Source organism: Kitasatospora sp. NPDC058478 (assembly GCF_042720345.1).
GTDB lineage: Bacteria > Actinomycetota > Actinomycetes > Streptomycetales > Streptomycetaceae > Kitasatospora.
The window spans coordinates 1-22291 of sequence record NZ_JBHXML010000008.1; the positions used below are offsets into that span (position 1 = coordinate 1).

The 22291-nt window shown below is 70.8% G+C and carries 23 protein-coding genes and 3 pseudogenes; 16 read left to right on the plus strand and 10 right to left on the minus strand.

All coding sequences use genetic code 11. The annotated features are described in order from the left end of the window. Nucleotides 1-168: 168 nt before the first annotated feature. A pseudogene (locus ACFWPT_RS06160) lies at nucleotides 169-422 on the plus strand (transposase); the annotation flags it as partial. A 60-nt stretch (nucleotides 423-482) separates the two neighbouring features. Here the strand turns inward: ACFWPT_RS06160 and ACFWPT_RS06165 are convergent. Continuing rightward, entirely contained in the window at nucleotides 483-1118 is a 636-nt protein-coding gene (locus ACFWPT_RS06165) for a TetR/AcrR family transcriptional regulator (protein WP_380479882.1), read from the minus strand. 76 nt (nucleotides 1119-1194) lie between these two features. Between ACFWPT_RS06165 and ACFWPT_RS06170 the strand changes: the two genes are divergently transcribed. Both ACFWPT_RS06170 and ACFWPT_RS06175 read left to right on the plus strand, forming a co-directional pair. Further along, nucleotides 1195-1521 carry a hypothetical protein gene (locus tag ACFWPT_RS06170; RefSeq protein WP_380479883.1) on the plus strand — a complete coding sequence of 109 codons (327 nt, stop codon included), beginning with the start codon at nucleotides 1195-1197 and terminating at the stop codon, nucleotides 1519-1521. Between the two features lie 101 nt (nucleotides 1522-1622). Next, on the plus strand, nucleotides 1623-2531 hold the full coding sequence (locus ACFWPT_RS06175; RefSeq protein ID WP_380479884.1) for an alpha/beta fold hydrolase: 909 nt from the start codon (nucleotides 1623-1625) through the stop codon (nucleotides 2529-2531). A gap of 94 nt (nucleotides 2532-2625) precedes the next feature. On the opposite strand, the pseudogene ACFWPT_RS06180 reads toward ACFWPT_RS06175, so the two are convergent. Continuing rightward, nucleotides 2626-2922, minus strand: a pseudogene (locus tag ACFWPT_RS06180) (transposase); the annotation flags it as partial. 330 nt (nucleotides 2923-3252) lie between these two features. Here ACFWPT_RS06180 and ACFWPT_RS06185 point away from each other — a divergent pair. Continuing rightward, nucleotides 3253-4515, plus strand: a complete 1263-nt coding sequence (locus ACFWPT_RS06185) for an IS110 family transposase (RefSeq protein ID WP_380479886.1) — start codon at nucleotides 3253-3255, stop codon at nucleotides 4513-4515. Between the two features lie 20 nt (nucleotides 4516-4535). Here the strand turns inward: ACFWPT_RS06185 and ACFWPT_RS06190 are convergent. From ACFWPT_RS06190 to ACFWPT_RS06215, 6 genes and pseudogenes are all read right to left on the minus strand, one after another. Beyond that, nucleotides 4536-5230, minus strand: a pseudogene (locus tag ACFWPT_RS06190) (IS5 family transposase); the annotation flags it as partial. A gap of 150 nt (nucleotides 5231-5380) precedes the next feature. Beyond that, a complete protein-coding gene (locus tag ACFWPT_RS06195) occupies nucleotides 5381-5524 on the minus strand; it encodes a hypothetical protein (RefSeq protein ID WP_380479888.1) in 144 nt (47 codons plus the stop codon). 123 nt (nucleotides 5525-5647) lie between these two features. Further along, nucleotides 5648-6595, minus strand: coding sequence for a methyltransferase, FxLD system (gene fxlM / locus ACFWPT_RS06200; RefSeq protein ID WP_380480133.1), 948 nt, complete (start codon nucleotides 6593-6595; stop codon nucleotides 5648-5650). A 586-nt stretch (nucleotides 6596-7181) separates the two neighbouring features. Then, nucleotides 7182-8015 carry a WbqC family protein gene (locus ACFWPT_RS06205; RefSeq protein WP_380480135.1) on the minus strand — a complete coding sequence of 278 codons (834 nt, stop codon included), beginning with the start codon at nucleotides 8013-8015 and terminating at the stop codon, nucleotides 7182-7184. Continuing rightward, nucleotides 7963-8631, minus strand: a complete 669-nt coding sequence (locus ACFWPT_RS06210) for a YdcF family protein (RefSeq protein WP_380479890.1) — start codon at nucleotides 8629-8631, stop codon at nucleotides 7963-7965. The genes ACFWPT_RS06205 and ACFWPT_RS06210 overlap by 53 nt, the downstream gene beginning before the upstream one ends. 13 nt (nucleotides 8632-8644) lie before the next feature. Beyond that, nucleotides 8645-9733 (minus strand): hypothetical protein, encoded by a 1089-nt coding sequence (locus ACFWPT_RS06215; RefSeq protein ID WP_380479892.1) that lies wholly within the window; start codon nucleotides 9731-9733, stop codon nucleotides 8645-8647. Between the two features lie 154 nt (nucleotides 9734-9887). Here ACFWPT_RS06215 and ACFWPT_RS06220 point away from each other — a divergent pair, with 154 nt between their 5' ends. Continuing rightward, on the plus strand, nucleotides 9888-10208 hold the full coding sequence (locus ACFWPT_RS06220; protein ID WP_380479894.1) for a hypothetical protein: 321 nt from the start codon (nucleotides 9888-9890) through the stop codon (nucleotides 10206-10208). A gap of 80 nt (nucleotides 10209-10288) precedes the next feature. On the opposite strand, the gene ACFWPT_RS06225 is transcribed toward ACFWPT_RS06220, so the two are convergent. Both ACFWPT_RS06225 and ACFWPT_RS06230 read right to left on the minus strand, forming a co-directional pair. Further along, nucleotides 10289-11191 carry a phosphotransferase family protein gene (locus tag ACFWPT_RS06225; RefSeq protein WP_380479896.1) on the minus strand — a complete coding sequence of 301 codons (903 nt, stop codon included), beginning with the start codon at nucleotides 11189-11191 and terminating at the stop codon, nucleotides 10289-10291. A 33-nt stretch (nucleotides 11192-11224) separates the two neighbouring features. After that, the gene (locus tag ACFWPT_RS06230; RefSeq protein ID WP_380479898.1) at nucleotides 11225-12622 is read right to left on the minus strand and encodes a hypothetical protein; all 1398 of its coding nucleotides are present in this window, start codon (nucleotides 12620-12622) and stop codon (nucleotides 11225-11227) included. A gap of 254 nt (nucleotides 12623-12876) precedes the next feature. On the opposite strand from ACFWPT_RS06230, the gene ACFWPT_RS06235 reads away from it, so the two are divergent. From ACFWPT_RS06235 to ACFWPT_RS06285, 11 genes are all read left to right on the plus strand, one after another. Continuing rightward, nucleotides 12877-13470, plus strand: coding sequence for an ATP-binding protein (locus ACFWPT_RS06235; protein ID WP_380479900.1), 594 nt, complete (start codon nucleotides 12877-12879; stop codon nucleotides 13468-13470). A 297-nt stretch (nucleotides 13471-13767) separates the two neighbouring features. After that, complete coding sequence (locus tag ACFWPT_RS06240; RefSeq protein WP_380479902.1) at nucleotides 13768-14292, plus strand: hypothetical protein; 525 nt, start codon at nucleotides 13768-13770, stop codon at nucleotides 14290-14292. Between the two features lie 104 nt (nucleotides 14293-14396). Beyond that, complete coding sequence (locus ACFWPT_RS06245) at nucleotides 14397-14900, plus strand: hypothetical protein (protein WP_380479904.1); 504 nt, start codon at nucleotides 14397-14399, stop codon at nucleotides 14898-14900. A 239-nt stretch (nucleotides 14901-15139) separates the two neighbouring features. Continuing rightward, nucleotides 15140-16630, plus strand: a complete 1491-nt coding sequence (locus ACFWPT_RS06250; protein ID WP_380479906.1) for a Scr1 family TA system antitoxin-like transcriptional regulator — start codon at nucleotides 15140-15142, stop codon at nucleotides 16628-16630. After that, the gene (locus tag ACFWPT_RS06255; RefSeq protein ID WP_380479908.1) at nucleotides 16627-18060 is read left to right on the plus strand and encodes a hypothetical protein; all 1434 of its coding nucleotides are present in this window, start codon (nucleotides 16627-16629) and stop codon (nucleotides 18058-18060) included. The genes ACFWPT_RS06250 and ACFWPT_RS06255 overlap by 4 nt, the downstream gene beginning before the upstream one ends. Continuing rightward, a complete protein-coding gene (locus ACFWPT_RS06260) occupies nucleotides 18057-18635 on the plus strand; it encodes a hypothetical protein (RefSeq protein WP_380479910.1) in 579 nt (192 codons plus the stop codon). Before ACFWPT_RS06255 ends, ACFWPT_RS06260 begins: the two co-directional genes overlap by 4 nt. Then, nucleotides 18632-18889, plus strand: coding sequence for a hypothetical protein (locus ACFWPT_RS06265; RefSeq protein ID WP_380479912.1), 258 nt, complete (start codon nucleotides 18632-18634; stop codon nucleotides 18887-18889). The genes ACFWPT_RS06260 and ACFWPT_RS06265 overlap by 4 nt, the downstream gene beginning before the upstream one ends. A gap of 156 nt (nucleotides 18890-19045) precedes the next feature. After that, entirely contained in the window at nucleotides 19046-19996 is a 951-nt protein-coding gene (locus ACFWPT_RS06270) for a phosphotransferase family protein (protein WP_380479914.1), read from the plus strand. Further along, nucleotides 19993-20454: a hypothetical protein gene (locus tag ACFWPT_RS06275; protein WP_380479916.1), complete on the plus strand. Its 462-nt coding sequence runs from the start codon at nucleotides 19993-19995 to the stop codon at nucleotides 20452-20454. Before ACFWPT_RS06270 ends, ACFWPT_RS06275 begins: the two co-directional genes overlap by 4 nt. Before the next feature lie 30 nt (nucleotides 20455-20484). After that, complete coding sequence (locus ACFWPT_RS06280) at nucleotides 20485-21318, plus strand: hypothetical protein (protein WP_380479918.1); 834 nt, start codon at nucleotides 20485-20487, stop codon at nucleotides 21316-21318. Between the two features lie 217 nt (nucleotides 21319-21535). After that, complete coding sequence (locus ACFWPT_RS06285; protein ID WP_380479920.1) at nucleotides 21536-22279, plus strand: NDP-sugar synthase; 744 nt, start codon at nucleotides 21536-21538, stop codon at nucleotides 22277-22279. Nucleotides 22280-22291: the final 12 nt, after the last annotated feature.

Sequence of the window (22291 nt, forward strand, 5' to 3'; positions counted from 1 at the left end):
GCGGACCATCTCCATCTCCTCAGGTGTCACACCTGAAAGAAAATCACAACCCCACCCTGGCCGATCATCCGGGGCACCTAACAAAGCCCTACTAGGGCGCGTATTCGATTGTGATCAATTTGCGGGTTTCGTCCTCGCGGTTGCGCGTGATCCGGTAGACCGTGGTGCGTGACCCGCATGCAATTGACGACAGCGAGTGGGAGTTCATCGAGCCGTACCTGTCGATCGGCGCGTACGGCCCCTGCCCCGAACGGCTGCGCCAGCAGCTCGAGGGCGTGATCTGGCACTTCAAGACCGGCAGCCAGTGGCGCGAGATGCCCGGGGAGTTCGGCGCCTGGTCAACCGTCCACAACCGCTTCCGGCAGTTCGCCGAGGACGGCCGCTTCCGCTGCGTCGACGAGATCACCCTCCTCCTCGAAGGCCCCGAAAGCACCGCGCCATCGGCAGTGCCACGCCCTGACCCGAGCCGCGACCGGGCGCGTCTACGCCTCCGACCGGACGACGCCGCCGAGTTCGACCCGGCGAAGCCTGCGGGCCGGCTCGGGGGTCACCCAGCCCCGCAGGGTGGCGTTGATCGTCGCGCGGAACGCGGCCTGGGCCGTGGGGGCGTCGAGCGCCCCGGCCAGTTCGAGGGTCACGAGCCCGTGCAGGGCCACCCAGAGGGAGAGGGCGATGGCCGTCGCCCCGCCGTCGAGGACGGACTCGACGACGCCCCGGTCGATCGCCTCGACGAGCGGCCGGATGGGGTCGCCCGTACCGACTGTTCCTGACGGCTCGAAGGACTGCACCCCGCCGAACAACACCGTGTACAGCTGCGGATGTTCGCGCCCCCAGTTCCGGTACGCGCCGGCCAGCGCGTAGATGTCGGCGAGGACGTCCTCGGTGGCCGGCACCGCCGTCACGGCCGCGAACAGGCCGGCGACGGCTTCGTCGCGTACGGCCGCGATCAGCCCGTCCTTGTTGCCGAACAGGGAGTACACCGCCGCCGTGGACGTTCCGGCGGCCGTGGCCACGGCCCGGATGGTGAGCGTCTCGCGCGGGCGGGTGGCGAGCCACTCGGTCGCGCACTCCACGAGCCGCTCTTTGACGGTCTCGTCGTTCATTCTCGGCCTACCCATGACGAGGAGCCTACCGGTTCTGATAACGTCGTTTTGAAACAACGTTTGGAAACCCTGGGGGTCCCCTTTGTCCGCCATGCCCGCGTTCGCCGTCCGCCTTGCCCGCCTTGGGGGTTGGTTACTTCTCGCCCTGGCCGCCGTCGTGGCGTTGGCCGTGCTCTTCCTCGGCCTGATCACCCTCACGGACGGGGCAGGCTCGGGGCTCGCGGCCTTCGTGCCGACCCTCGCGGTCGGGGTCGCCGTCGCCCTGCGGCGCAGCCGGCGCCGCACCCGGGCGGCGAGGCTCCTGCCGTTCCTGCCGGTGCTCGCCGCAGCAGCCCTGACCGCGTCCGTCTGCGTCCCGGCCTCGCCCACGGCCCGGCAGTACCCGCCGGACCTTCCGTTCGTCACCACCGAGTACTGAACCTGGCCACGGGCAGCCGCGTCGCCGTCTATCACTACCCGCCCGCCACGGCGGCCGGCGCCGGGCACCCCGTACCGCTCGTCTACATCAACGGCGGCCCGGTGCGCGGAATTTCGCTGCTCGATCACGGGTTCCTGCAACGGCTGGCGCGGCAGGGCTACGACGTCTACACCTACGAGCAGGCCGGCGGAGGCCGCAGTGACCTGCTGCCCATGGACCAGTACTCGGTCACCAGGTCCGTCCGCGACCTCGGCGCCTTCCTGGACCGCCTGGGCCGGGGCGAGGCCGACGTCCTCGGCTTCTCGTCGGGTGGGGTCGCGCTCACCCGGGCCCTCGCCGACCCCGAGGTCTCCGCGCGTGTGCACCGGGCGGTCATCGCCGAACCTGGCCCGATGGACGGCCCGACCGCACGGATCGCCGGGCAGAAGGGACGGCCGTCCGCGCGCGACCTCGCACCGGCGATGAGCGGGCCGCGATCCACCAGCACCCCGCGCTACGCGGTGGCGTTCGGCCTGATGCGCCTCGGGCTCCTCAGTCCCGAAACCGGGCTGGTCGGACAGGCCGAGGGCGAGAACGCCTTCACCGCCGCCGACCTCGGCACCGACACCGCCTCCGCCTACTGCGCGAGCGACGCGCACCGCATCCCCGTCGAGAACAGCGCCGAGAACTTCGCTTTCAACCCGGCCGCCAGCCTGCGCGTCGAGCAGACCGTCAAGGACTCGCCCTCGCTCGCGCCGCAGCTAAAACTCTCCCAGGTCCCCGCGATGCTGATGATCGCCGAGTGCAGCTCGCAGGTCCGCCAGTGGGAGACCGCCGTGCTCGACGCCGACCCGGCGATCCAGCGCACCCAGTACATGCCGGGGGTCGGGCACCACCTGTGGAACGGGCTCGACGGCAACGACGAGCGGGCGGCGGCCGTCATCACTGCGTTCCTCCAGGACGCGCCGGCGCCGCTGCCGAACTACCCGACGCGGGAGGAGATCCCTGCTTTCCTGCGCGACCACAAGTGAGGTCTTACTCGGCGGCGCCGAGGGCGAGGACCGGCTTCCGGCTGATGCCGGAGGCCGGGCGGCTTGTGGCTCCATGGCGCGCATTTGGTCGTGATCAAGCGGCTCCAGTGAGGTCCTTGATCCAGATCATCGCGCCACGAAGGTGGAGGCCGGCGAGGTAGCTCGCTGGGGTCTTGTCATAGCGTGTGGCGATGCCTCGCCAGGCCTTCAGTTTGTTGATCAGTCGCTCGACGGTATTCCGGTCTTTGTAGAGCTCGGCATCGTGACTGACGGGCCTGCCACCCTTGCTGCCCTTTCTCCTGCGGTTGGCGGCTTGGTCGATCTTCTCTGGAATGACGGCCTTGATGTGACGTTTGTGCAGGTAGTTGCGGTTGCCCCTGGACGAGTAGGCCTAATGGGAGACGAAGGTCGGCGGGTGTTGACCTTCGTGGGTGCGAGCTGAGCCTTTGAGTATGCCCGGGTCTGAGAGCCCTGTTGACAAGACGAGGCCGGCTCGCACCCTTGCTGGGTGGGAAGGAGTGTTCGTAGTCCGAGCCGGTTGTGCGGATCACCTCTCAGCTCTGCCTTGAGCTTTCAGCTCTGACGCGGACCGAGGGCCGTGTGACTCGCTGGGGTTGCGAACGGCTGGTGGGATGACGTGCCTTGAGCACTTCCATTAGGGAGCACGCGCACCCTGCACAGGCTCTGACCTGGGAAGAGAGTCGTCGCGAGGGAGGGCTGGATGGAGATCACAGGATTGCCAGCACCAGTGTTCTGCGGAGTGGACTGGGCCGAGGACCACCACGACATCGCACTGGTCGACGCGGGTGGACAGCAGCTCGCCAAGGTGCGGATCAGCGACGACGCCGCAGGGTTTGCCCAGCTCATGGCCCTGCTGGCCGAGCACGGCGACAACGAGGACACCCCGATCCCGGTAGCGATCGAGACGTCACGCGGACTGCTCGTCGCCTGCCTGCGGGCCACCGGCAGACCGGTCTTCGCGATCAATCCGCTGGCAGTCGCCCGCTACCGGGACCGCCACTCCGTCGCCCGCAAGAAGTCAGATGCCGTCGACGCGGCGGCCCTGGCCAACATCCTGCGAACCGACATGGCCGTCCACCGCCCGCTGCCGGCGGACTCCGAGCTCGTCCAGGCCATCGCCGTGCTCGCCCGGGCCCAGCAGGACGCCGTCTGGGCCCGCGGCCAGGCCCACAACAAGCTTCGATCCCAGCTCAGAGAGTTCTACCCTGCGATCCTCGACGCCTTCGCCCATCACAAGCACGGCCTGTGCTCGCGGGAAGCCCGCAGCATCCTGGCCGCAGCACCAACCCCCGCCCTGGCCGCGAAGCTGACCCGACGCCGTCTGCAGTCACTGCTCAAGCAAGCCGGCCGTGTCCGCGGCATCCAGGCCGAAGCCGAAAGGCTCCACGAAGTCTTCGGCCGCGACTACCTCCACCAGCTCCCGCAGGTCGAGGAGGCTCTCGGACATCAGACTTCCGCCCTGCTCAGGCAGCTGAACACCGCCTGCGACAACGCCGACCAACTCGAAGAAGCCGCCACGCAGGCCTTCGAGAAGCATCCGGACGCCCCGGTCATCCGCAGCTTCCCGGGGCTCGCCGCCCTGACCGGCGCCCGGGTGCTGGCGGAGATCGGCGACGACCGGACCCGCTTCGCCACCGCCGGATCCCTCAAGGCCTACGCGGGCAGCGCCCCGGTCACCAGAGCCAGCGGCAAGAGCTGCAAGGTCATGAGCCGGAAGGTCAAGAACCAGAGACTGGCCGCAGTCGGCTACGTCTGGGCCTTCGGTGCTCTCACCAGGTCGCCGGGCGCCAGAGCCCACTACGACCGCCGACGAGCAGCCGGCGACCGTCACGTCGCAGCGCAGCGGAACCTCTTCAATCGGTTCATGGGCATGCTGTTCCACTGCCTCCAGAACGGTCACACCTACGACGAAGCAGTCGCTTTCCCGCAGGCCTCAGCAGGGCTCGAAGCGGCAGCGGCTTGACGCTTATCCGCGTGGGATGTCTTGTCCCCGACGACCGCGTCGGGCCGGGTGCGAGGACGGCCGACCGGCCCGCGGACCCGGATCTTCTTCAGCACGGGGATGAACTGCGGGCTGTCGGCGGCCTGACCCTCGGTGAGGACGAATGCCAGCGGGCGGCACTTTCGCTCGGCGGCGACGTGGACCTTGCTGGTCTGCCCTCCCCTGGAGCGCCCGAGCAGGGCGGCCTTCAAGCGGAGCCTGCGACGGTGGCGGAGGCGTCGCCGCTCTACCCGTTCCGGGTCGTCCTGCCCGTTTTGTTCCTGCTGGCCACCCCTTTTTGCCGGGCCTTCTCCGCTTCCTCGGCGGCCTTCTCCAGGGCGGTCAGGGCGTCGGGATCCAGGTGCATCCCGGCGGCGTCATGATGGGCCCGGACGGTGGTGGAGTCCACGCTGACCAGGGACAAGTCCACCTCGCCCTGTCTGGCGGCTTCCGCGATCGCGCCCTCCAGCAGGGCCTCGAAGACGCCGGCGTCCCTCCACTGCCGGAAGCGGTTGTGGACGGTCGACCAGGCACCGAACTCCCCGGGCATCTCACGCCACTGGCTGCCGGTTTTGAAGTGCCAGATCATGCCCTCGAACTGCTGGCGCAGCCGTTCGGGATACGGGCCGTACTCGCCGATCGGCAGGTACGGCTCGATGAACTCCCACTCCGCATCAGATAGTTGCGCTCGCGTCACGAAACACGGTCTACCGGACCAGGTTGCGCCGCGAGGGCAACTTCCCAGAATGATCACAACCGAATACGCGCCCTAGTAGGAGGCGCCTGCCTGGCCCTTCCTGCCGGCGCAGGATCCCTCCCGTGTCGGCTGGTTGGGAGCCGCGTAGGTTTACCAGCTGATGGTGAGCCGGGTGTCGGGGCGGGTGATACGAGCGCCCGTTTCGAGCTGGTCGTCGGGGATGGTGGCGGGATAGGCGGTGATGGTCGGCTGGGCGGGCCGGATCTGGCCCCAGGCGTGCAGGAGGTCGGTCATCTGTGCGGACAGTTTGTGGTTGTTCGGGCCGTAGGCGGTGATGCCCAGTTCGTCGGTGTCGTCGCTGACTGGGCGGGTGGTGAGGTAGGCGAGGGTGTCGCCGTCGTAGAGGGTGGCGCCGGATCAGCGGATGGCTGGGTCGGTCAGGCCGAGGCCGCGCGCGGAGGCGCCGGCGGACAGCTTGCCGAAGCTCAGGCCGGAGCCGGTGGTGGCGAGCCAGAGATCGAGGTGTGCGGCCGGTTCGTCGTGCCGCACCTGGATGCCGGTCCACTGCTGTACGGCTGGGTGGGCGAGGGCGTTGGCGAGGGCGTCCCGGTCAGGGTGGTCGTCGGCGTCGACTTTGAGGATGGCGTCTTCGGCGAGGCGGACGTGGATCTCGCCCATCTCGGCGGCGCCGCGCAGGGGGACGAACCCGCAGACCGCAGCGTTGGTGGACACCATGCGGTCCTCGGCGGTGCGGGTGAAGGCGAGTGAGCGGGTCAGGCCGCTTCCGTGCAGGCGCAAGGGGACCACGAGACGTCCGGCGGCAGCGAGTTGGGTCCACCAGGCGGTGGGGACGTCCCAGGCGCCGGCGGTGACGATGATCCGGTCGGACGGCGCCGAGTCGGGGTCACCCAGGGCGCCGTCCCGGCACAGGACGTTGACCTGAACGTATCCGGCGGCGGCGAGGTGGGTACGGTCGTCCTCCGCGAGGTCTTCGTCGAGTTCGATGGTGACCACGCTGCCGCTGTCGCCCACGAGTTCGGCCAGCAGGGCGGCGTTGATGCCGGTGGCCGTACCGATCTCCAGGACGTGCTGCCCGGGGGCGGCATGGAGCTGTTCGAGCATGGTGGCGACGATGTTGGGGCTGGAAGCGGAGGAGAGCGCCGTGCCGTCGAGCGCGCGCTTGGTGACCACCTGCTTGGGCGCGTACGCCGTGGCGAGGTCGACCTCGGGCAGGAACAGGTGCCTCGGGACGGTGAGGAAGGCCTTCCTGACCGCTTCGGTGCGGAACGTGCCGAGACTGTCGATCTTGGCGACGAGGATGTCTTTCAGGGCGCCGGGATCGACGGCCGAGTTGTCGGTGTGCATGGTCACGGGCCTGACTGTAGTGGGGTGGGCAGAGGCGGCCCGGGCGCTGAACAGCGTGGCGCTGGGCCCGGGCTGGCGGTGGAAGACGACGCGGCTCGCGGCGGTGGCCAGGAGAGACTGGTGCTCGGCGGCGATGCCTAGCCGGTTGAAGGCGAACAGCAGGTTGTCGGCGAGGACCGCGCGTATGCCACGGGTCAGGTGCCCCCGGTGGCTCAGCGCGGCGAGTGCGTCCCCGGTGTCCTCAAAGGCCGAGGGCCATGTGGGGGTGAGGGTGAGCGGGTTGTCGGGGCTGCCGCGTTCGGCGGTCAGGAGCAGCCGTACCGCGGCCAGGACGGGTGCGGGAGGCTGCGGGGTGCCGGCGGTGGCCCGGTGCTTGGCGACGCGGGCCCAAGATGTCGCCCTGCTGGCAGAGGTGGGGGGCGTCGGTGGCGGCGTGCCAGGCGGTGGCCAGCAGCCCGGCCCAGCCGTGACACAGAGCCGGGTCTTTGATGCGGGCGAGCCGGAGGGGGTCGGCCAGGCAGTGGGCGACGAGAGGGCCGCCGTACTCCTCCGGGTCTGACGGGCTTCTCTCCATCCCGGATGCGGGTTACTGGACGTTATGCGTCAGCGGACGGACGGCCGTTGAACGGGGTGGTGCCACAGGGGCCAATGCTGTCCCTGCTCCACTGAGGAGTTTGGTCAGCCGATGCGGCCCGTAAGCAGTGAGCGCGGCGACGGCGCTCGTCTGGGTTGCTCCCATGCACCAACCGTCGGTCGGGACCGTGGCCGGCCGCAGCTCGACACCGGCGCGTTCGAACACGGCAGGTTGGACATACGTCATTCCGCCTGTGCCGCACAGGTAGGTGCTGGCGCCGACCGCTGAGCACAGGTCGGCCAGGCGCTGCGAGCGGTCGGCGCTGGAAGGCAGATCGGTGCTGGCCAGTACCCGGCCGTTCCAGCCGACCATGGACAGGAGCAGCAGCGTGGACTCCTGTGCCACCGTCCCGGTCCGGTTGGTGCGTTCGAAAATGTCGAGGAAGGCGTCCAGCTGGTCCCTGAACGCCGCCCAGTGGGGTGCGGCCTGGTAGTGCTCGCGCAGCAGGTCCGCGCTTCGGCGGCGGCCGCGCGCCGGGTCGACCATCAAGGCGTCCCGTATCAGGGTCTCCCGTCCGTTCGGGAGATGGGTGGGGATGCTCAACCACCGGGTCGGGCCCGGCGCACCCTCCGGCGGTGCGAGGCGGGCGCGATGCTGGTAGTCGCGGCGGGCGAACTGCACGTCGTCCAGGACGACCCACACGTCCGCGGCGAACAGCTTGATGAGGGTGGAGAGGCGGGGGAACAGGTTCGGCTGGTGGATGGCACACACCAGCCCGGTGGGCGGTGCTGCGTCAGTCGAGCAACTTGCTGTCGAACCCGTCGGCCAAGAGCCGTTGGTACGCATCACGGACCGTCTCCGGAACATCCTGGGCGACGGCGAACCCGAGCCTCGGGTACTCGATCACCCGCTGGAGGTCGCCTACGAGGCTGTCGATCACGAGCCCGTCGTCGCCGATCGTCTTCACGTAGTCGTTCAGGTTCATCGAGGTCGAGGTGCACACCGCCTCGACGTCCGGCCATACCTTGTGGCATGTGGCGTACGCCCGGCGCTCCATGTAGGGCATGCTCACCAGTAGCACCGAGCGCACCTCGACGCCGGCGGTCTCCAGGACTTCCCTGGAGAACTGGATGTTCTGCCCGGTGTTGCGCGCCCGCGGTTCCTGGTGGATCGCGTGCTCGGGCACGCCGAGGGAGACGGCGTGCTCGGTGAAGTGCACGGCTTCGCCACGAGGGAAGTGGTCGGGCCGGGAGGGGTTCGGCCCGCCGGTGAACACGATCCGCTGCACCAGCCCGTCCAGGTACAGCGCGGCCGTCTCGGTTGCCACACCGAGGTCGTGGCAGCCCAGGCCGATCGCCACGTCGCACGGCCGCCGCTCGTGCCCCATCTGGTGGTAGTCCCAGATCAGCGCGGTGTCCGCCCACTGCCGGTCGGTGATCTCGCGCTGCCGCGTGTCCGCCACGTTGTTCTCCCGCTCACTGGAGGCACGGTGCCCGCCGTTGGAAGCGACCCCGGATGCCTTGGATGCTCCGCTGCTGGTGGGTCATACCGTACTTGGCCGCCATCACCTCGGCCCGGTCCAGCAGGGCAAGCCCCTCCTCGGCGGTCGCGCGGTCGCTCAGCAGGACGTGTCCGTGTGCGGTGGTCAGCCGTACGTCCTGCATCGGAGCCGAGCCGGTGGTGTTCGCCCGCGCCACCTCGATCAGCCGCACGGCTTCCCCGAGGTTCCGCGCGCCGCGGTGTGCCAGCGCGAGCTTCTGGTGCCCCGTCGCCCAGTCCTCCGTCTCTCCCAGGCTCTCGAACACCTGGATCGCCGACGTGGTGATGCCGATGGCCTGTTCGTGCCGGCCCTGCTTGTCCAGGGAGGTGCCGACCCACAAGGCCGCCCGCGCACGGTCCCGCGCACTGAGACGCACATCGCCGGCCAGGTCCGAGTACCGGGACGCCGCAGCATCGAGCTGCCCGGACATCTCCGTGACCACCGCCAGAGACAGGTCCAGCTGTGCTGTCCGCCGTGGGATGTCGAGCCGGGTGAACAACAGCCGCGCCTGGGCGTAGGACGCCGAGGCTGACAGCGGGCCGAGCAAAGCGCCCTGGTCACGGCGAAGGTCTCCCACCAGCGCCGTCGAGCGGGCCAGTAGGTAGAGCCCGCGGTCGTCGAGGTCGGCTACCGGCCAGCGTGATCGCCAGCGTTCCAGCAGGCTCCCGGCGAAGACGAAGTCCTGCCGGGCCGCCGCGAGGACCGCCCGCTCGATGTCCTCCGTCCACGACTCGTACTCCCATGCCCGAGGCCCGGCCTGCACCTCCGCGAGCACCGGAGCGCCGGGCTGTTGCGCTACTAGAGCTTCGAATCGCATCCGAGCCTCGGGATCGCACTGGCGCAACACGGTGTCGAAGATCGCCTGAGTGTCAGGCCTGGGCCGGGTGCCGGCCCCCAGCCTCTCCCAGTTCGTCACGGCCCGTACCGACATGCCTAGGAGCGCGGCCCAGTCCCGCACTGATTTTCGGCACGCCAACCGCAGAGCCTTCGCTTCCAGGCCGGTCCACAGGATCACTGCCGTCATCGCTACCTCCCGCTCTGGGGAGCCATCGAAGCATTGCCAGAAGTGGCGGTGCGCCGGAACTGCCACGGAACTGCCACGCGACGTGATTCCGTAGCGATCGGGGCTGCGGCAGTCTCGATGCAGACGGCCTCCTCGATCGGAAGGACCTTGTCGGATGCTGACCGAGCAACTACCCGTCCCGCCGCCCGTCGTGGTGGGACTCCTCCGCGCAGCCGTTGCCGCGGCACTGCCTCGCCAGCTGGCGTTGACCGGTGTCCTCGACGACTTCTGCGAACGACGGGAGCTGCACCTCGCCGAGGTGATCACCGACGACGGATCCGAACCGGACACCCTCCTCGCCCGCATCGAGGAGAAGCCCGCCCTGTACGCCGTCGTCCTGCCCACAATCGCGCACCTCGGCGGCCAGCCCGACGCCGATCGGCGGCGCCGACACCTTGAGGGCGCCGGCATACGTCTCCTGGTCGCACGGGACTAACCAGCCGACTGCCCGTTGGCCAGGTGGGTCGCAGCGGTACCTTCGCCGATCTGAAGGTTCCGACATGCGAAGCGTCTTGCTCAGAGAATGCTCCAGGCGAGCCGGTTTTGGCCGGACCGCAGCCCGTGAATGCGTCGCCGCACCTCCGCGAGTGTCGGGCTGCCGAGCGAGGCCCGTTTGGCGTTCGTCGTGATCATCCGCAGTTCCCGGAGCCCCGACAACACCGGGTAGCCCTGCCACGCGGTCACGTCGAAGCCGTACCGGTCGGCGAACTCCTGGTAGTGGGAACGTCCGTAGCCGAATCGTCGGCAGTGGATCTCGACCGTGACGAGGTCGAGTTCCGGCTGCCCGAAACAGGCGGTGTCCCAGTCGCACAACACAGCCGCCCCCTGGTGGTGGAGGGCGTTCCGGTGCTGCGGATCGCCCTGCAACAAGCCGGGCGCCAGGACGTAGCGCACCTGGCGCCGTGCGTCGTCCAGCTCGGCCAAACGCCGCTTGAGGAAGGAGAGGTCGTCCAACGGGAGCGCGGTCGTCTCGGCGATCGAGCGCCTGATCGCCCCGACCGTATCGACGGGGCGCACATCGAAGGGAGGAGGCGGAAGCTCATGAAGAGCACGAAGCGGACCGGCAAGGTGCACCGCCGGAACGGGGTGGCCGGGCTGAGGGAGGTAGTGCCAGAACGTCACGGCATGCCCGTCGGCGATGACCGGCTGCTCCACCGACAGCAGCTCGACGGTCGGGAAGCCACGGGCGGTGAGCCACTGCACCAACTGGACGGTGCGGCGGACACCGTTCAGGGGCGTGCCGACCCGGGCGACCTTGGCGACCGCCCCGGCGGCCGGCAGGAGGTAGACGGCGTTGGTGTGGCCGCGCAGCATCACGGCGTCGGCCGGGTCGAGCCCGGCTTGACCGCAGGCGGCGTTGAGGACGTTGACAACCTCGGACTCGGCGAACCCGCCGATCCGGACGACCGGAGCACTCATACCCGCCAGGCTGCCGGGCGGCAGGCGGATCTGTCACGTCGCGCCGGTCGGCAGCGCCAGGAGTTCGCCGAGTTCTCGGGCAGCGCGGGGTCGTACGTTCTCCGGCGTTATCTTGATGATCTCGGCCGCGCGGGCGCCGAGGATCTGGGTGCGATGGTCCTCGGGCACCGTCAGGTAGGTGTCGCGGGCCAGTTGGCACGCCTCGGACACGCTGCGCTGCTTGGCCAGGCACATCGCCTGCTCCAGGCGCAGCAGCGCCGGGTCGATGCCGGTGCGGTCGGGGTAGAGGCGCAGCGCCTCGTCCTGGGCCCGCCTGGCTTGCGCCATGTCGCCGAGTGCGGTGTAGGCGCCCGACAGGTACAGCTGGAGTCGCCGGTAGGGGAACGCCCAGGCGTCGTCCCCCTGGGCTGTCGGCCGGCTGCGCTCGAACAGGTCGCAGGCCTGCGCGATCGCAGCGCGGGCGCCCTCCTCGTCCCCCCGGTGTGCCCGGACACGGGCGTCGGCGGCGGCGGCGAAGGCCCCGGTCGCGGTCGGACGTCCGCGGTTGAGGAGCACGGCTTCGTGGGTGAGGGCCGCCGCCTCCTCCAGGGGGCCGTAGTAGAACGGCAGCATCGCCGCCTGCACCCGTACCCGTGTCCGCAGTTCGCGGTTGCCGCTGTCGTCGGCGGCGGACCTCGCGGTGCCGTACCAGTCCCGGGCCTGCTCCTTGTGTCCGAGCTTCATCAGGGCGTCGGCGGTCAGGGTGGACAGCACGGCGAGCATCTCGGACAGGCGCACCTGGACGAGCGCGGGCTGTCGCTCCTCGGAGTACTGCCGGACCTCCTCCAGGGCCGTCAGCAGCCTGGCCAGCATCACCATCGGTGGGTCGCTCACGTAGTCCCGTCGCAGGGTGAGCAGCTTGCTGTCCAGGGATTCCAGCTCTCCGCTGGTGAGCGTCGTGGCCGCCAGTGTGCGCTCGATGGCGCGACGGTGGGAGCGCGCCAGCGCATCGAGCGCGCCGCCGCCACCCAACGGGGCAGGGGCTGCTGCGGAGCGGGCCACGGGAAGACGGAGCCCTACAGGTGCCGGGAGCGCGGTCCCGTACGAGAAGGCGTCCGGCCGGTAGCCGCCGGCAAGACCCAACCCCTGCGCGTCCGTCTCGTACAGACGGCACAGCAGGTCGATGGTCTGCGCCCGAGGCATCCGGACACACCGCTCCCAGGCGCCCAGTTGCTCAGCGTCCAGGCTTGGACGGTCGAGCCCGGAGAGCGAGCACAGGGAGGACAGTGCGGCGACCGCGAAGGCCCGCGTCCACCCCCGGGCGAGGCGGTGTGCACGCAGCCGGCTGACATCGCAGCACTCGACGATCGCGGACACCGTGGTGTCGATCGTCCAACCACTCACCTCGGCAGCAGCCTTGGTGCGTGCTGCGCAGGACGGCCCGTGAGCCACGATCCACCTCCCTTTCACCCGCGGAAATTCTAGCCGCCTGAAATCACTGAATAGGAGTCAGAACCAGTAATTAATTGCTGGTTTGCTGAAATCTGAGGTCGGGCTCAGTGAGTTCGGCCAGAAGCAGCAACTTCTCCCGTTTGCCGAGCGGCCGTCACGCAGCGAATCTCGGTGGGCACGCGATGAGTATCGCTCGCAAGCCCCCGCCGACGGCCCGGGACCACCTGCCCTGAGTACAGCCCGGAGGAACAGCCATGTACCGCGTCTTCGAGTACAGGACCCCGCTGAGAACCGCTTCGGTGGGCGTCATCCGCAACCAACTCCGCGACCGGGTGAACGCCGCTGTCGTTCTCGACGACGATCGGGCGTACGCGCTGCGCGTGTGTACCTCGGAGTTCGTCACCAATGCGATCAAGTACGGCGGCGAACACACTTGCGAGGAAGCCGACTTGATCATCGAGGGTGAGATTCACCCGTCGCGGGACCGGCTGCGGATCACTGTCACCGATCCCCGCCCGACGGTGCCGGACATGGGCAGCCGATCCGTGGACCTGGACGCGACCGGAGGCCGCGGAGTCACAGTCGCCGCGGGCTACGCGGACGACACCGGGTGGCACCAGCGCCTCAACGCGCAGGGGAAACCCACCGGCTGGTCCGTCTGGTTCGAGCTCGACGTGGAACTGCTGGGGACCTTCGGTGAGGCCACTGCCGTTGAGGCGGAAGTGCAGCCGGAACCCGTCATACGGACCTCGGCGCCGCGCTTGAAGGTCGCCTCCGCGCTCGCTCGCAGGAGCGAGGCCAGACTGCACTGGCTCACCCCGCGCTGCAGGGAGCGCACCGCCGCGTAGCCGGCGGCCGCAGGTCCGGCGCGCGCCGGATTCTGTCGATCGACTCCCGGCTGGCCTCAGCAACCCGGCTGGCCAGTCGGGCCCGCGCCACCCTGCCGAGGGCAGCCGCGGCCCACCCCGCGCCGTGGGCCGCGCAGCGAGACCGAACAACAGCGTTCGGCCTCGGCGCCCACGCCGCCGCCTCCTCCGCCCCGCACAACCGGGGAGGCAGCGGCACCGCCCGGCCGCCCCATCGCGCCTCCCCGGTGGGGGCGGCCGGGCACTTCCCCCGAACACCGCCCCGATGAAAGGACCGCGATGAGTGCCGCCCAGATCCCGCCGCACGTGCTCGGCGGTCTCTGGCTCGCCGGTGTCAGCAGCACCCCGAGCACGATCACGGACCTGTGGCGCCACGGCCAGCTCGCCCCGGTACGGCTCACCTGCCGCTTCGACGCGGTCCGGGTCCATGGCGAGGCCCTGGCCGCGGCGTTGGTGGCCGAACTGCAGTCCAGCGAAATGCCGTTCGGCCCGGTGCTCTACGACCACGGCACCAAGCAGAGCTACTGGCTGGTACCGGTGCGCCCCGGCACGGCCTGGCAGATGAAGGACACGTGCCTGCTGACCGCCCCCGAGGGCGGCAGCGAGGCCCCGTCGGTGCTGATGCCGGCGCCGGGAGTCGGCCAGGTCGGCTCGCTGCAATGGCTGATCACCCCGGATGGCAGCGGCACCCTGACCAGCTACGAAGCCCTGGCCGTCGCTCTGCGCCGGGCGCGCGCAGCCCTCGCGCGGGCGCGCCGCCTCCAGACACGCGCCCAACGGCGCCAGAGCGACGCAGTCCCGTAGGCGGAGAAGCCGCCTCCAAGCCACACCCCCGCCTTGTCCGGTCCCGTGTCCCGGCACGGCCAGAACTCGCCACCCCTCAACTCCCCGAGACAGAGGTAGAGATGATGCCCGCGGTCATCGTGCAGGCCAAGCTCACGAACCAGGTGGTCGCGGGCATGCAATGGCTCAGCAGCCACACCGACACCCCCGTGGCGGCCTGGGAAGCGTGGGCGAGGGGACACGCCGTCCCCATCCCGGTCGGCCGCGACTTCGTCGTGGTGCGGCTCCCCGGGGGCCTCGGTCAAGCCGCCGTTGCCCAGCTGGCCGCCAACACCCCCGACCTGGTCGGCCCGGTACTGGTCAACCACTCGGCCGTCGAGGTCTTCCTGCCGACCACCCCGGCGGTGTGGCAGGGCCCGGGCGCGGAGCTGGTCGTCGGCCACGGAGCGTCGACGCGGATGATCAAGTGCCCGCCGCCGGGCCGCGAGGCCGACAGGCGTAAGTGGCTGTTCCCGCCGAGGGCGCTGCCCGGCCGGATCGCGGCTCTGACCGACCCCCACCGCCTCGCAGAGGCCATCGCCCTCGCCCGCAGGCGGATCCACCTGGCCGCCCACCCGGCCGGCGTCTGAGAGTCCCGCTGCCGACCGCCGGACAGCTCGCGGTCGGCAGCGGGCAACCACTGCCGTCGGCCCTCAGGGCGCGGGCCGGTCAGCACGCCGGTGGCCGTCGCCGGCGGCCCAGGCCACTGGCCTTGCCAGCGGGGCGGCGGCAGGCCCCGGCGAACCCGGCGGTGGCGGCCGGGCCCGACGTGCTCATCCCGCCTGACGGACAACAACCCAGCCCACAGCGATGACCAGAGGAGACCCCGGTGCTACGCGGCGATGCCTTCAACGCCCTGCAAGCGTGGGCCGTCCAGAAGCTGGACGTCCCGTTCGTTGACGGCGTGCCGCAGCTGTCGCTGGACGACGCGCTCGACCGCATCGCCGGGCAACTGCCCGCGCTGGGAGGCCCGGAACTGGCCGCCCCGTCGGTGGGGCGCCTCGCGGACGCCCTCGACACCACTGCCTTGCGACTGCGCCGCGGCGGCCCGGACGACCCCAAGGTGCCGCTGCTGGACATGCTCGCCAACGAACTGCGCGTCGCAGAGGACCTGTTGAGCCCAGGCAGCCACCTCGCCTGCGTTGACCGTGTGCGGCGGGTGTGCGTGGTGATGGTGTGCCTCGACAAGATCACCAGCCACATCGTGCGCGCGGCCGCAGGGCAACCTCCGGCGCGACGCGGTCCGGCAGTGGAGAAGCAGTCCCCGACGCTTCGGCCCGTGGAGTCTTCGGTGTCGACAGTCCTGACCGCTCCGGTGCACGCGGCGGCCCTGGGGCCGGGCGGCTCCGACATCCCCTGGAAGGGGCCGAGCCTGGGCACCGCGATCCTGGGCGAGCACTTGCGTCACCTGCGGGAATGCCAGGACCTGACCTGGGCCGACGTCGCCGCCCGCATGCCCGCCGCGGCCCGCATGAACGCCTGCGACATCGCCGATCTGGAGAACGGCACCAACCCGGCACTGCACGAGGCCGCACAGCACGGGCAGCTCGCCGCCTGCCTCCACGTCTACGGTGCGGGCGCCGTCGCCGAGGCCGACTTCCAACACGTTCTCGCCGAAACCGGGTTGGCCAAGCCCGGGTACTTCTCCGACCGGGGACCCGGCTGGCCGCACCGCTACCAGATCCTGGAGGAACGCGCCGCCGCGGTGCTGCTCGTCGGCGCGATCACCATCCCCGCCGCACTGCGCACCCCCGCCTTCGAACTCGCGATGGCGCTGGACGCACCTACCGTGCGCGTACCGGGCACCGTGCCCGAACGCCCGATGGGACCGCCACCCGACAACGGCTGCGTGTCCTGCCGGATCTACCGGGGGGACTTGCTCGCCAACCCGCTGGTGGCCGGACAGTGGCAGACCGAGCTGAACCTCGCGCGCGCCGTCGCCTTCGACGCGCGCCTTCGCCACCCGGACACCCCGCAGACCACGCTGCTCCTGGACTGGGACCTGCTGCAACGCGCCGTCGGCGGGCTCCGGGTCCACGCCGCGCAGATGCGGCACCTCGCCGACCTCGCCCGCACGACCGCGCTCCAGGTGCAGGTACTGCCGCCGGACAGCGGCGTCATCCTCGGCTGGGACGTGGCGCAGCTGGGTGTCGGCGAACGCGTCCTGACCGCGACCTGGTCGCACTTCGACGTCACCTACCAGGACCGGGCCCACCTGAAGACGGAGTTGGCGCTGAAGGCGTCGCTGCCCCCCGAAGCGAGCGTTCGCCTGCTGGACCGGGCCGCGACCGGAGACCTCCCGCAGCGGAGGCCGTGGTGATCCGCAACGCCATCGCCGGCGGCGCGGCCGGGCAGGCGAATTCCCCGTCCGGCGGTCGCCTGCCCGTCGGCCCCGACGCCCACACCGCCACCCCGATCGCCGCCCCGGCGGCCGAACCGCTGGACGACACCGTGACTCACGCACTCGACCACGCCTACCAGGCCCTTGACCCGGACACGGCCCGCCTCTACCGGGACCTCGGTGCGCTGCCACTGCCCTCGGCCCGGATCGACCCGGGGATGGCCGGTGCCGCCTCGGGCCTGGACCCGGCGGCCACGATCGGCCACCTCACCGACCTCGCGAAGGCCGGGCTCATCGCCCCCATCGACAACAGCACCATCATGTGCGAGTTCGTCGCTATCGACGGCCGCCGCCACGCCGCCGCCCTGGGACGCCGCGAGGACGGCACCGACCGGACCGACACCGCGCGCCGCCGCGCCCTCGACTGGATGGTCGCCGAGGCCAGCACCGCGTCCCGCGCCCTGCACCCCTTCCGACGACACGTCGCCCACATCCTCTACCCGCCACCGCACCGCGCTGCCCTCGCCACCACCGCCCAGGCCCTCGCCTGGTTCCACCTGCGAGGCCCCTACCTGCGCACCGTCCTGGAGAGCGCCGACGCCCACGGCCTGGACGACATCACCGCCCACCTCGCCCACGCCTGCTGGCCCTGGCTCCTGCGCCAACGCGATTACACCCTGTGGCTGTGGACGTACGACCACGCCATCCCCGCCGCCCAACGCCTGGCCAACCCCGCCACGCCACGCCCCGGAGCCAGCAGGCTCATACTCCGCGAACTCTATGGAGCCCGCGCCACCGTACGGCGCGCCCTCGGCCACCACACCGACGCCATGGAGGACTGCCACGCCGCCCTCGCCCTCGCCCGCGACGACCGCGACGACACCGGACAGGCACAGCACCTGCACGACCTCGGCGCCTGCGCCCACGAAGCCCACGGTCATCAACTCGCCCGCGTCTACCTGACCGAGGCCCTGCGCCGGCGCACCGAACTGGGCAACCGACGCGACACCGGAGTCACCCGCGTGGCACTCGCCATCACCTTCCACGAACTCGGCGACTCCGGTGCCGCCCTGCTCCATCTGTCCACCGCGCACGACGAGTTGACCGCCGCAGGCGACGACCTGAACGCCGCCCGCGCCCGCGCCTGGCAAGGCCGTATCCACGCGGACCGAGGCGAACACGCCCAAGCCGACACGGCGTTCGCCGAGGCCATGAACGCCTTCGTCACCCAGAACGCCCCCGCCTGGCAGGCCCGCACCCTACTGTGGACGGCCGAGAACACCGGCGCCACCGGCAGCACCGACATGGCCGCCGAAATGCTGCGCCACGCCCACACCCTGTACGCGGGAAGCCCCTCCGACCAGGACAAGGTCGCCACCGCCGCCCGCCGTCTCGGGATCACCCTGTGACCGCCGCGATCCGCTCCGGGCCGCCGATGGTGCCGGAGATCACGCCCGGCCTCGTCGCCGGGCACCCCTGCCCCGTCTGCCGCCGGCGCCCGAAGCTGTCCAGTTACCACGCCACCGTCCTGGACCTCGCCGGCCAGGGACTCGACCCCGTGACCATCGACCGGGCCTACCGCTGGCCCTGGGACACGGCCGCCCTCTACACGCGGGTCGCAACCCGCTGCCTGCGCGCGAGCAACACCGCCCACGCCATCGACATCGCGATGCGCGCCGGACTCATCACCGTGCCCGACTACCCGGACGACAACCACCCGGCGATCACCGACGTCCTGCGCACCACCGGCCAGTTGCTCGCCGACGGCCACACCCACGCCCGGATCGCCGAGATCCGGGGCGTCCACCCCCGCACGGTGTCCACCGCCGCCCGCCGCCTGTACGACGAGCTGGACGTGAACTCCACCGCCGCCGTGGTCCTCGCACTGCACAGCCTCGACCTGCTCGCCACCGAACACCCCTGTCCCTGCCAGCCCCCGGCCACGGCCCACCCGCACACCACCACCCGTCAGGAAGCCGCATGACCGCCCACCCGAACCCCGTGTCCGCACCGCCCGCGACACCGCTCCCGGACGATGCCGGATCGCCCAGCCGACTGCCCGGCACCGCCACCACCCGCCGCGTCACCGGATTCCGCGTCCCGGCCACCCCCGCGCTGCCCCGACGCCGACCCGGCGCCCACCTGCACGTCGAACGCCCTGGCGGCGACTTCGACTCCGCCACCCCGCGAACCCCGATGGCCGGACAACAGCGCCCGACCGGACCCGGTGCCGCGTGATACGGCCGCCCCGCCGTGCCACGGTCCGCCCCAGGACCGCTGCCAATCGGCGAAGCCCGGCCCGCGCCACCGTCCGCGCGCACCGATGGCGCCGAAGCATCGACGCGTGCCGGTGTGCGCCATTGCCCTCCAACCACTTTGCATAGAAGGGTCGTTGTGAATCCCGACGAGAGCCGAAAAGTCGTCTCCGAGGCCGCGCGGGCGCAGGGCCTCGACCCCCGCGGCGCCGTACTCATCCAGGGCGGCCCCACCACCAACCACACCTTCCGTCTCCCCGAATCCGGGGCCATCGCCAAGGTGTTCGCGCCTGGCACCAGGCACGAGGAGGCGTTGCGCGAGATGCGCGTCGGCCAGTGGCTGCGGGGCGAAGGCATCCGGGCTCCGCGCCCGGTCGGCCGCGACCCCTACCCTGTCCAGCGCGAAACCCGGCGCCACGTCCTCCAGATCAACTTCGTTCAGGACCTCGGCACCGGCCGCGCCACCGCGGCACAATTCGGCGTCCTGCTGCGGAAGCTGCACAGCCTTGAGGTCCCGCGACGGCTCGCCCTGCCGGTGTTCGACCCCGTCACCACGCTGTCCATGCGCATCGCGACGCTGCCGCCCGGCACCCTGACCCCCGGGGAGGACCGGCGGGCGCGAGCGATACTGGCCGAAGCCCGTACCGCCTGGAAGTCCGCCGCCCTGACCGCCTGCACGGGAGCCGTCCATGGGGACGTCGGCCTGGCCAACAGCGCGGTGGGCCAAGGCGGCGAGCCCGGCCTGATCGACTTCGAACGCACCGCTTTAGGCCCCCGGCAATGGGACCTGGCGGCGTTCGCATGGCGGCGAGACATCTACGGAGCCGACCCCGCCGAGTACCAGCAGTTCACCAGCGCCTACGGCGCTGACGTCACCACCCACGACGACGGCCGCACCTACGCGGCGATGACACCGGTCCTCGCCCTGAGCGCGATGCTCACCGCGGCCGACTTCGCCCGCGCCGAACCCGCCTGGCGGCACGAGGCGGGCCTGCGCCGGCGCACCGCCCTGGCCGACCCGCTGCCGCCGTTCCCCTGGGACTGGCGCATCGGCCGAGACGCCGAGGTCCCCGTGGAGGCCGCTCTGTGAGCGCCGACCACCCGGTCGTCGTCGGGGACGAGGCCGCCCAACTCGTCGCCCGCACCGGCATACCGGTCCTCCTGCTCGCCGACCTCACCAGCCCGCCGACCCTGACCGCCGGCATCGGTGGCGGCCCCCGCCGCTACACCTCCACCACCGCGCTGTACGAGGGTGGCCTGCGCACCGAGGTCCACGCCCCCGGCGGGCCGGACCCCGCACAGCTGGTCCGCCGGGCCCTGCCCGGCGGAGCAACGATCACCACCGCCTACCTCGCCACCCCCATCGAGATGGCCCGCGCGGCGGAACTACGCCACGACGGCCTGCTCGCCCGCGCGGGCCTGTGGTTCGGCTGGACGCTGTTCCAGCTCACCGCCGACGGCCGCCGCCTGCCCACCCTGCGGCTGGTCGGAGCCGGATCCCTGCCCGAAGGCCGCCACGGGCGCCTCGTTCCCCCGCCTGCTTCCTGACCTGACAGGTCTCAACCGATTCGGACCCTGATGACCACCTTCGTCTTCCGCAACGACGCCGACCTGGATGTCGCCGACTACGGCCGCTACTGCGGCCTCATTGAGGCCGCCGCGCCGCTGGCGGCGGACCTGTGCGGCCTCGCGCTGCCCGAACGTATCGTGGCCTGCCCGGTTACCCCCGGCCAGTTCGTCGAGCGGCAGGTCGAGCACTCCGTGCTGCTGAACCGCCTCGCCCTCAACACCATCCCCGGAATGCGCGACGACGTCGCCGAGGCCATGGTCGACCGGGTCCGGACCACCACCAGGGACCTGGTCACCCGGTTCCACCCGACCGCCCGCGCGCCGATCATGTGGCGCACACCCGACACCGTCGAACTCACCTTCGTACCCGACGGCTACGAGCGGCACCTGCGCCCGAGCGGCCGGCAGCTGACCGCGACCTTCGCCCACGGGATCACCCACCTCGCGCAGGTCGCGTTCCGGCCCGAGCTGGCGGTCGCGCCACTGCGGTGCAAGCTCCTGGACCACATGGACGGACTGTCTCCCGAGCAGCACCGCAACCCTGCGGCGCTGAGCGAAGGCCACGCCCGGCACGTGGAACGCCTGGCCTCCGAGGCGCTGTGCGGGCAGGCCGTGCTCGGCGCCCTGCCCGGCGACCCGCAACCCAGCGACCTGTACCGGCAGCTCAAGGCAGACCCCGCCGCTCCGACGAACAACCCGGCCTACGACAAGGGCGAGGCGTTCGTCGCAGCCGTCATCGAGGCGCGCGGGCACCAGCTCCTGCGCCTCGCCCTGGCCGACGACGAGCTGGTCCCGACCGAAGCCGACCTCGACGACCCTGCGCAGTGGCTCACCCGCCACTAGGCCCTCGTCGGGTCCGCCACGGCGGCGGAGGAGAGGCCGTCCGGAGTTCCCGCGTGAATACCGCCAGCCGACGGCAGCCGAGGCGAGACGGCGGGCATCCAAGCACCACGCCGGCCCGACCCGAGGCGCGTCTCGATCGACGGTCGCTGTGCTCATATCACCTTAAATACAACTGATTTGACGCAACGTCAGCCATTCGGGGTGAAAGGATGGGAACATGAACAACACCACTCAAGCGATCATCCTCGCCGGTGGCCAGGCCACCCGGATGCGCCCCTACACCGACGACGCCCCCAAGGCGATGATCCCCATCGCCGGAACACCGATCATCGGCTACCAGCTCACCTGGCTCGCCCGACAGGGCGTGACCGACGTCGTCGTCTCCGGCGGCTACCGGCACGAGATGATCCAGGACTACGCCGGTGACGGCAGCCGCTTCGGCCTGCGCGTCTCCTACGCCATCGAGGACGAGCCGCTCGGGCGCGGCGGCGCGCTGAAGTTCGCCACCCGCACCCTCCCCGACCCCGCGGACCCGGCACCCGTCGCCGTCCTCAACGGCGACGTGATCACCGGGTTCTCCCTCGTGGAGATGGCCGAGCAGCACGCACTGCACCAGGCCGACGTCACGATCGCCCTCAGCCAGTACCGCTCGAACTGGGGCGTCGCCGACCTCGACGAGAGCACCGGCAAGATCAACGGCTTCACCCAGAGCCCGGTGCTCCCGTACTGGATCAACGCCGGCGCCTACCTCATCAACACCCTCACCTTCGCGCTCTTCCCCGACAAGGGCGACCACGAAGACACGACCTTCCCCGACCTCGCCAAGGACGGCCGGCTGTACGCCTACCGGATCGACGGCTACTGGCGAGGCATCGACACCGTGAAGGACGTCATCGTGGCCACCGGCGAAGCCGAACAGCTCGGCTTCGCCCTTGGGGAGGAGTTCCGCATCGCCATCTGACCCGGAAAGGGG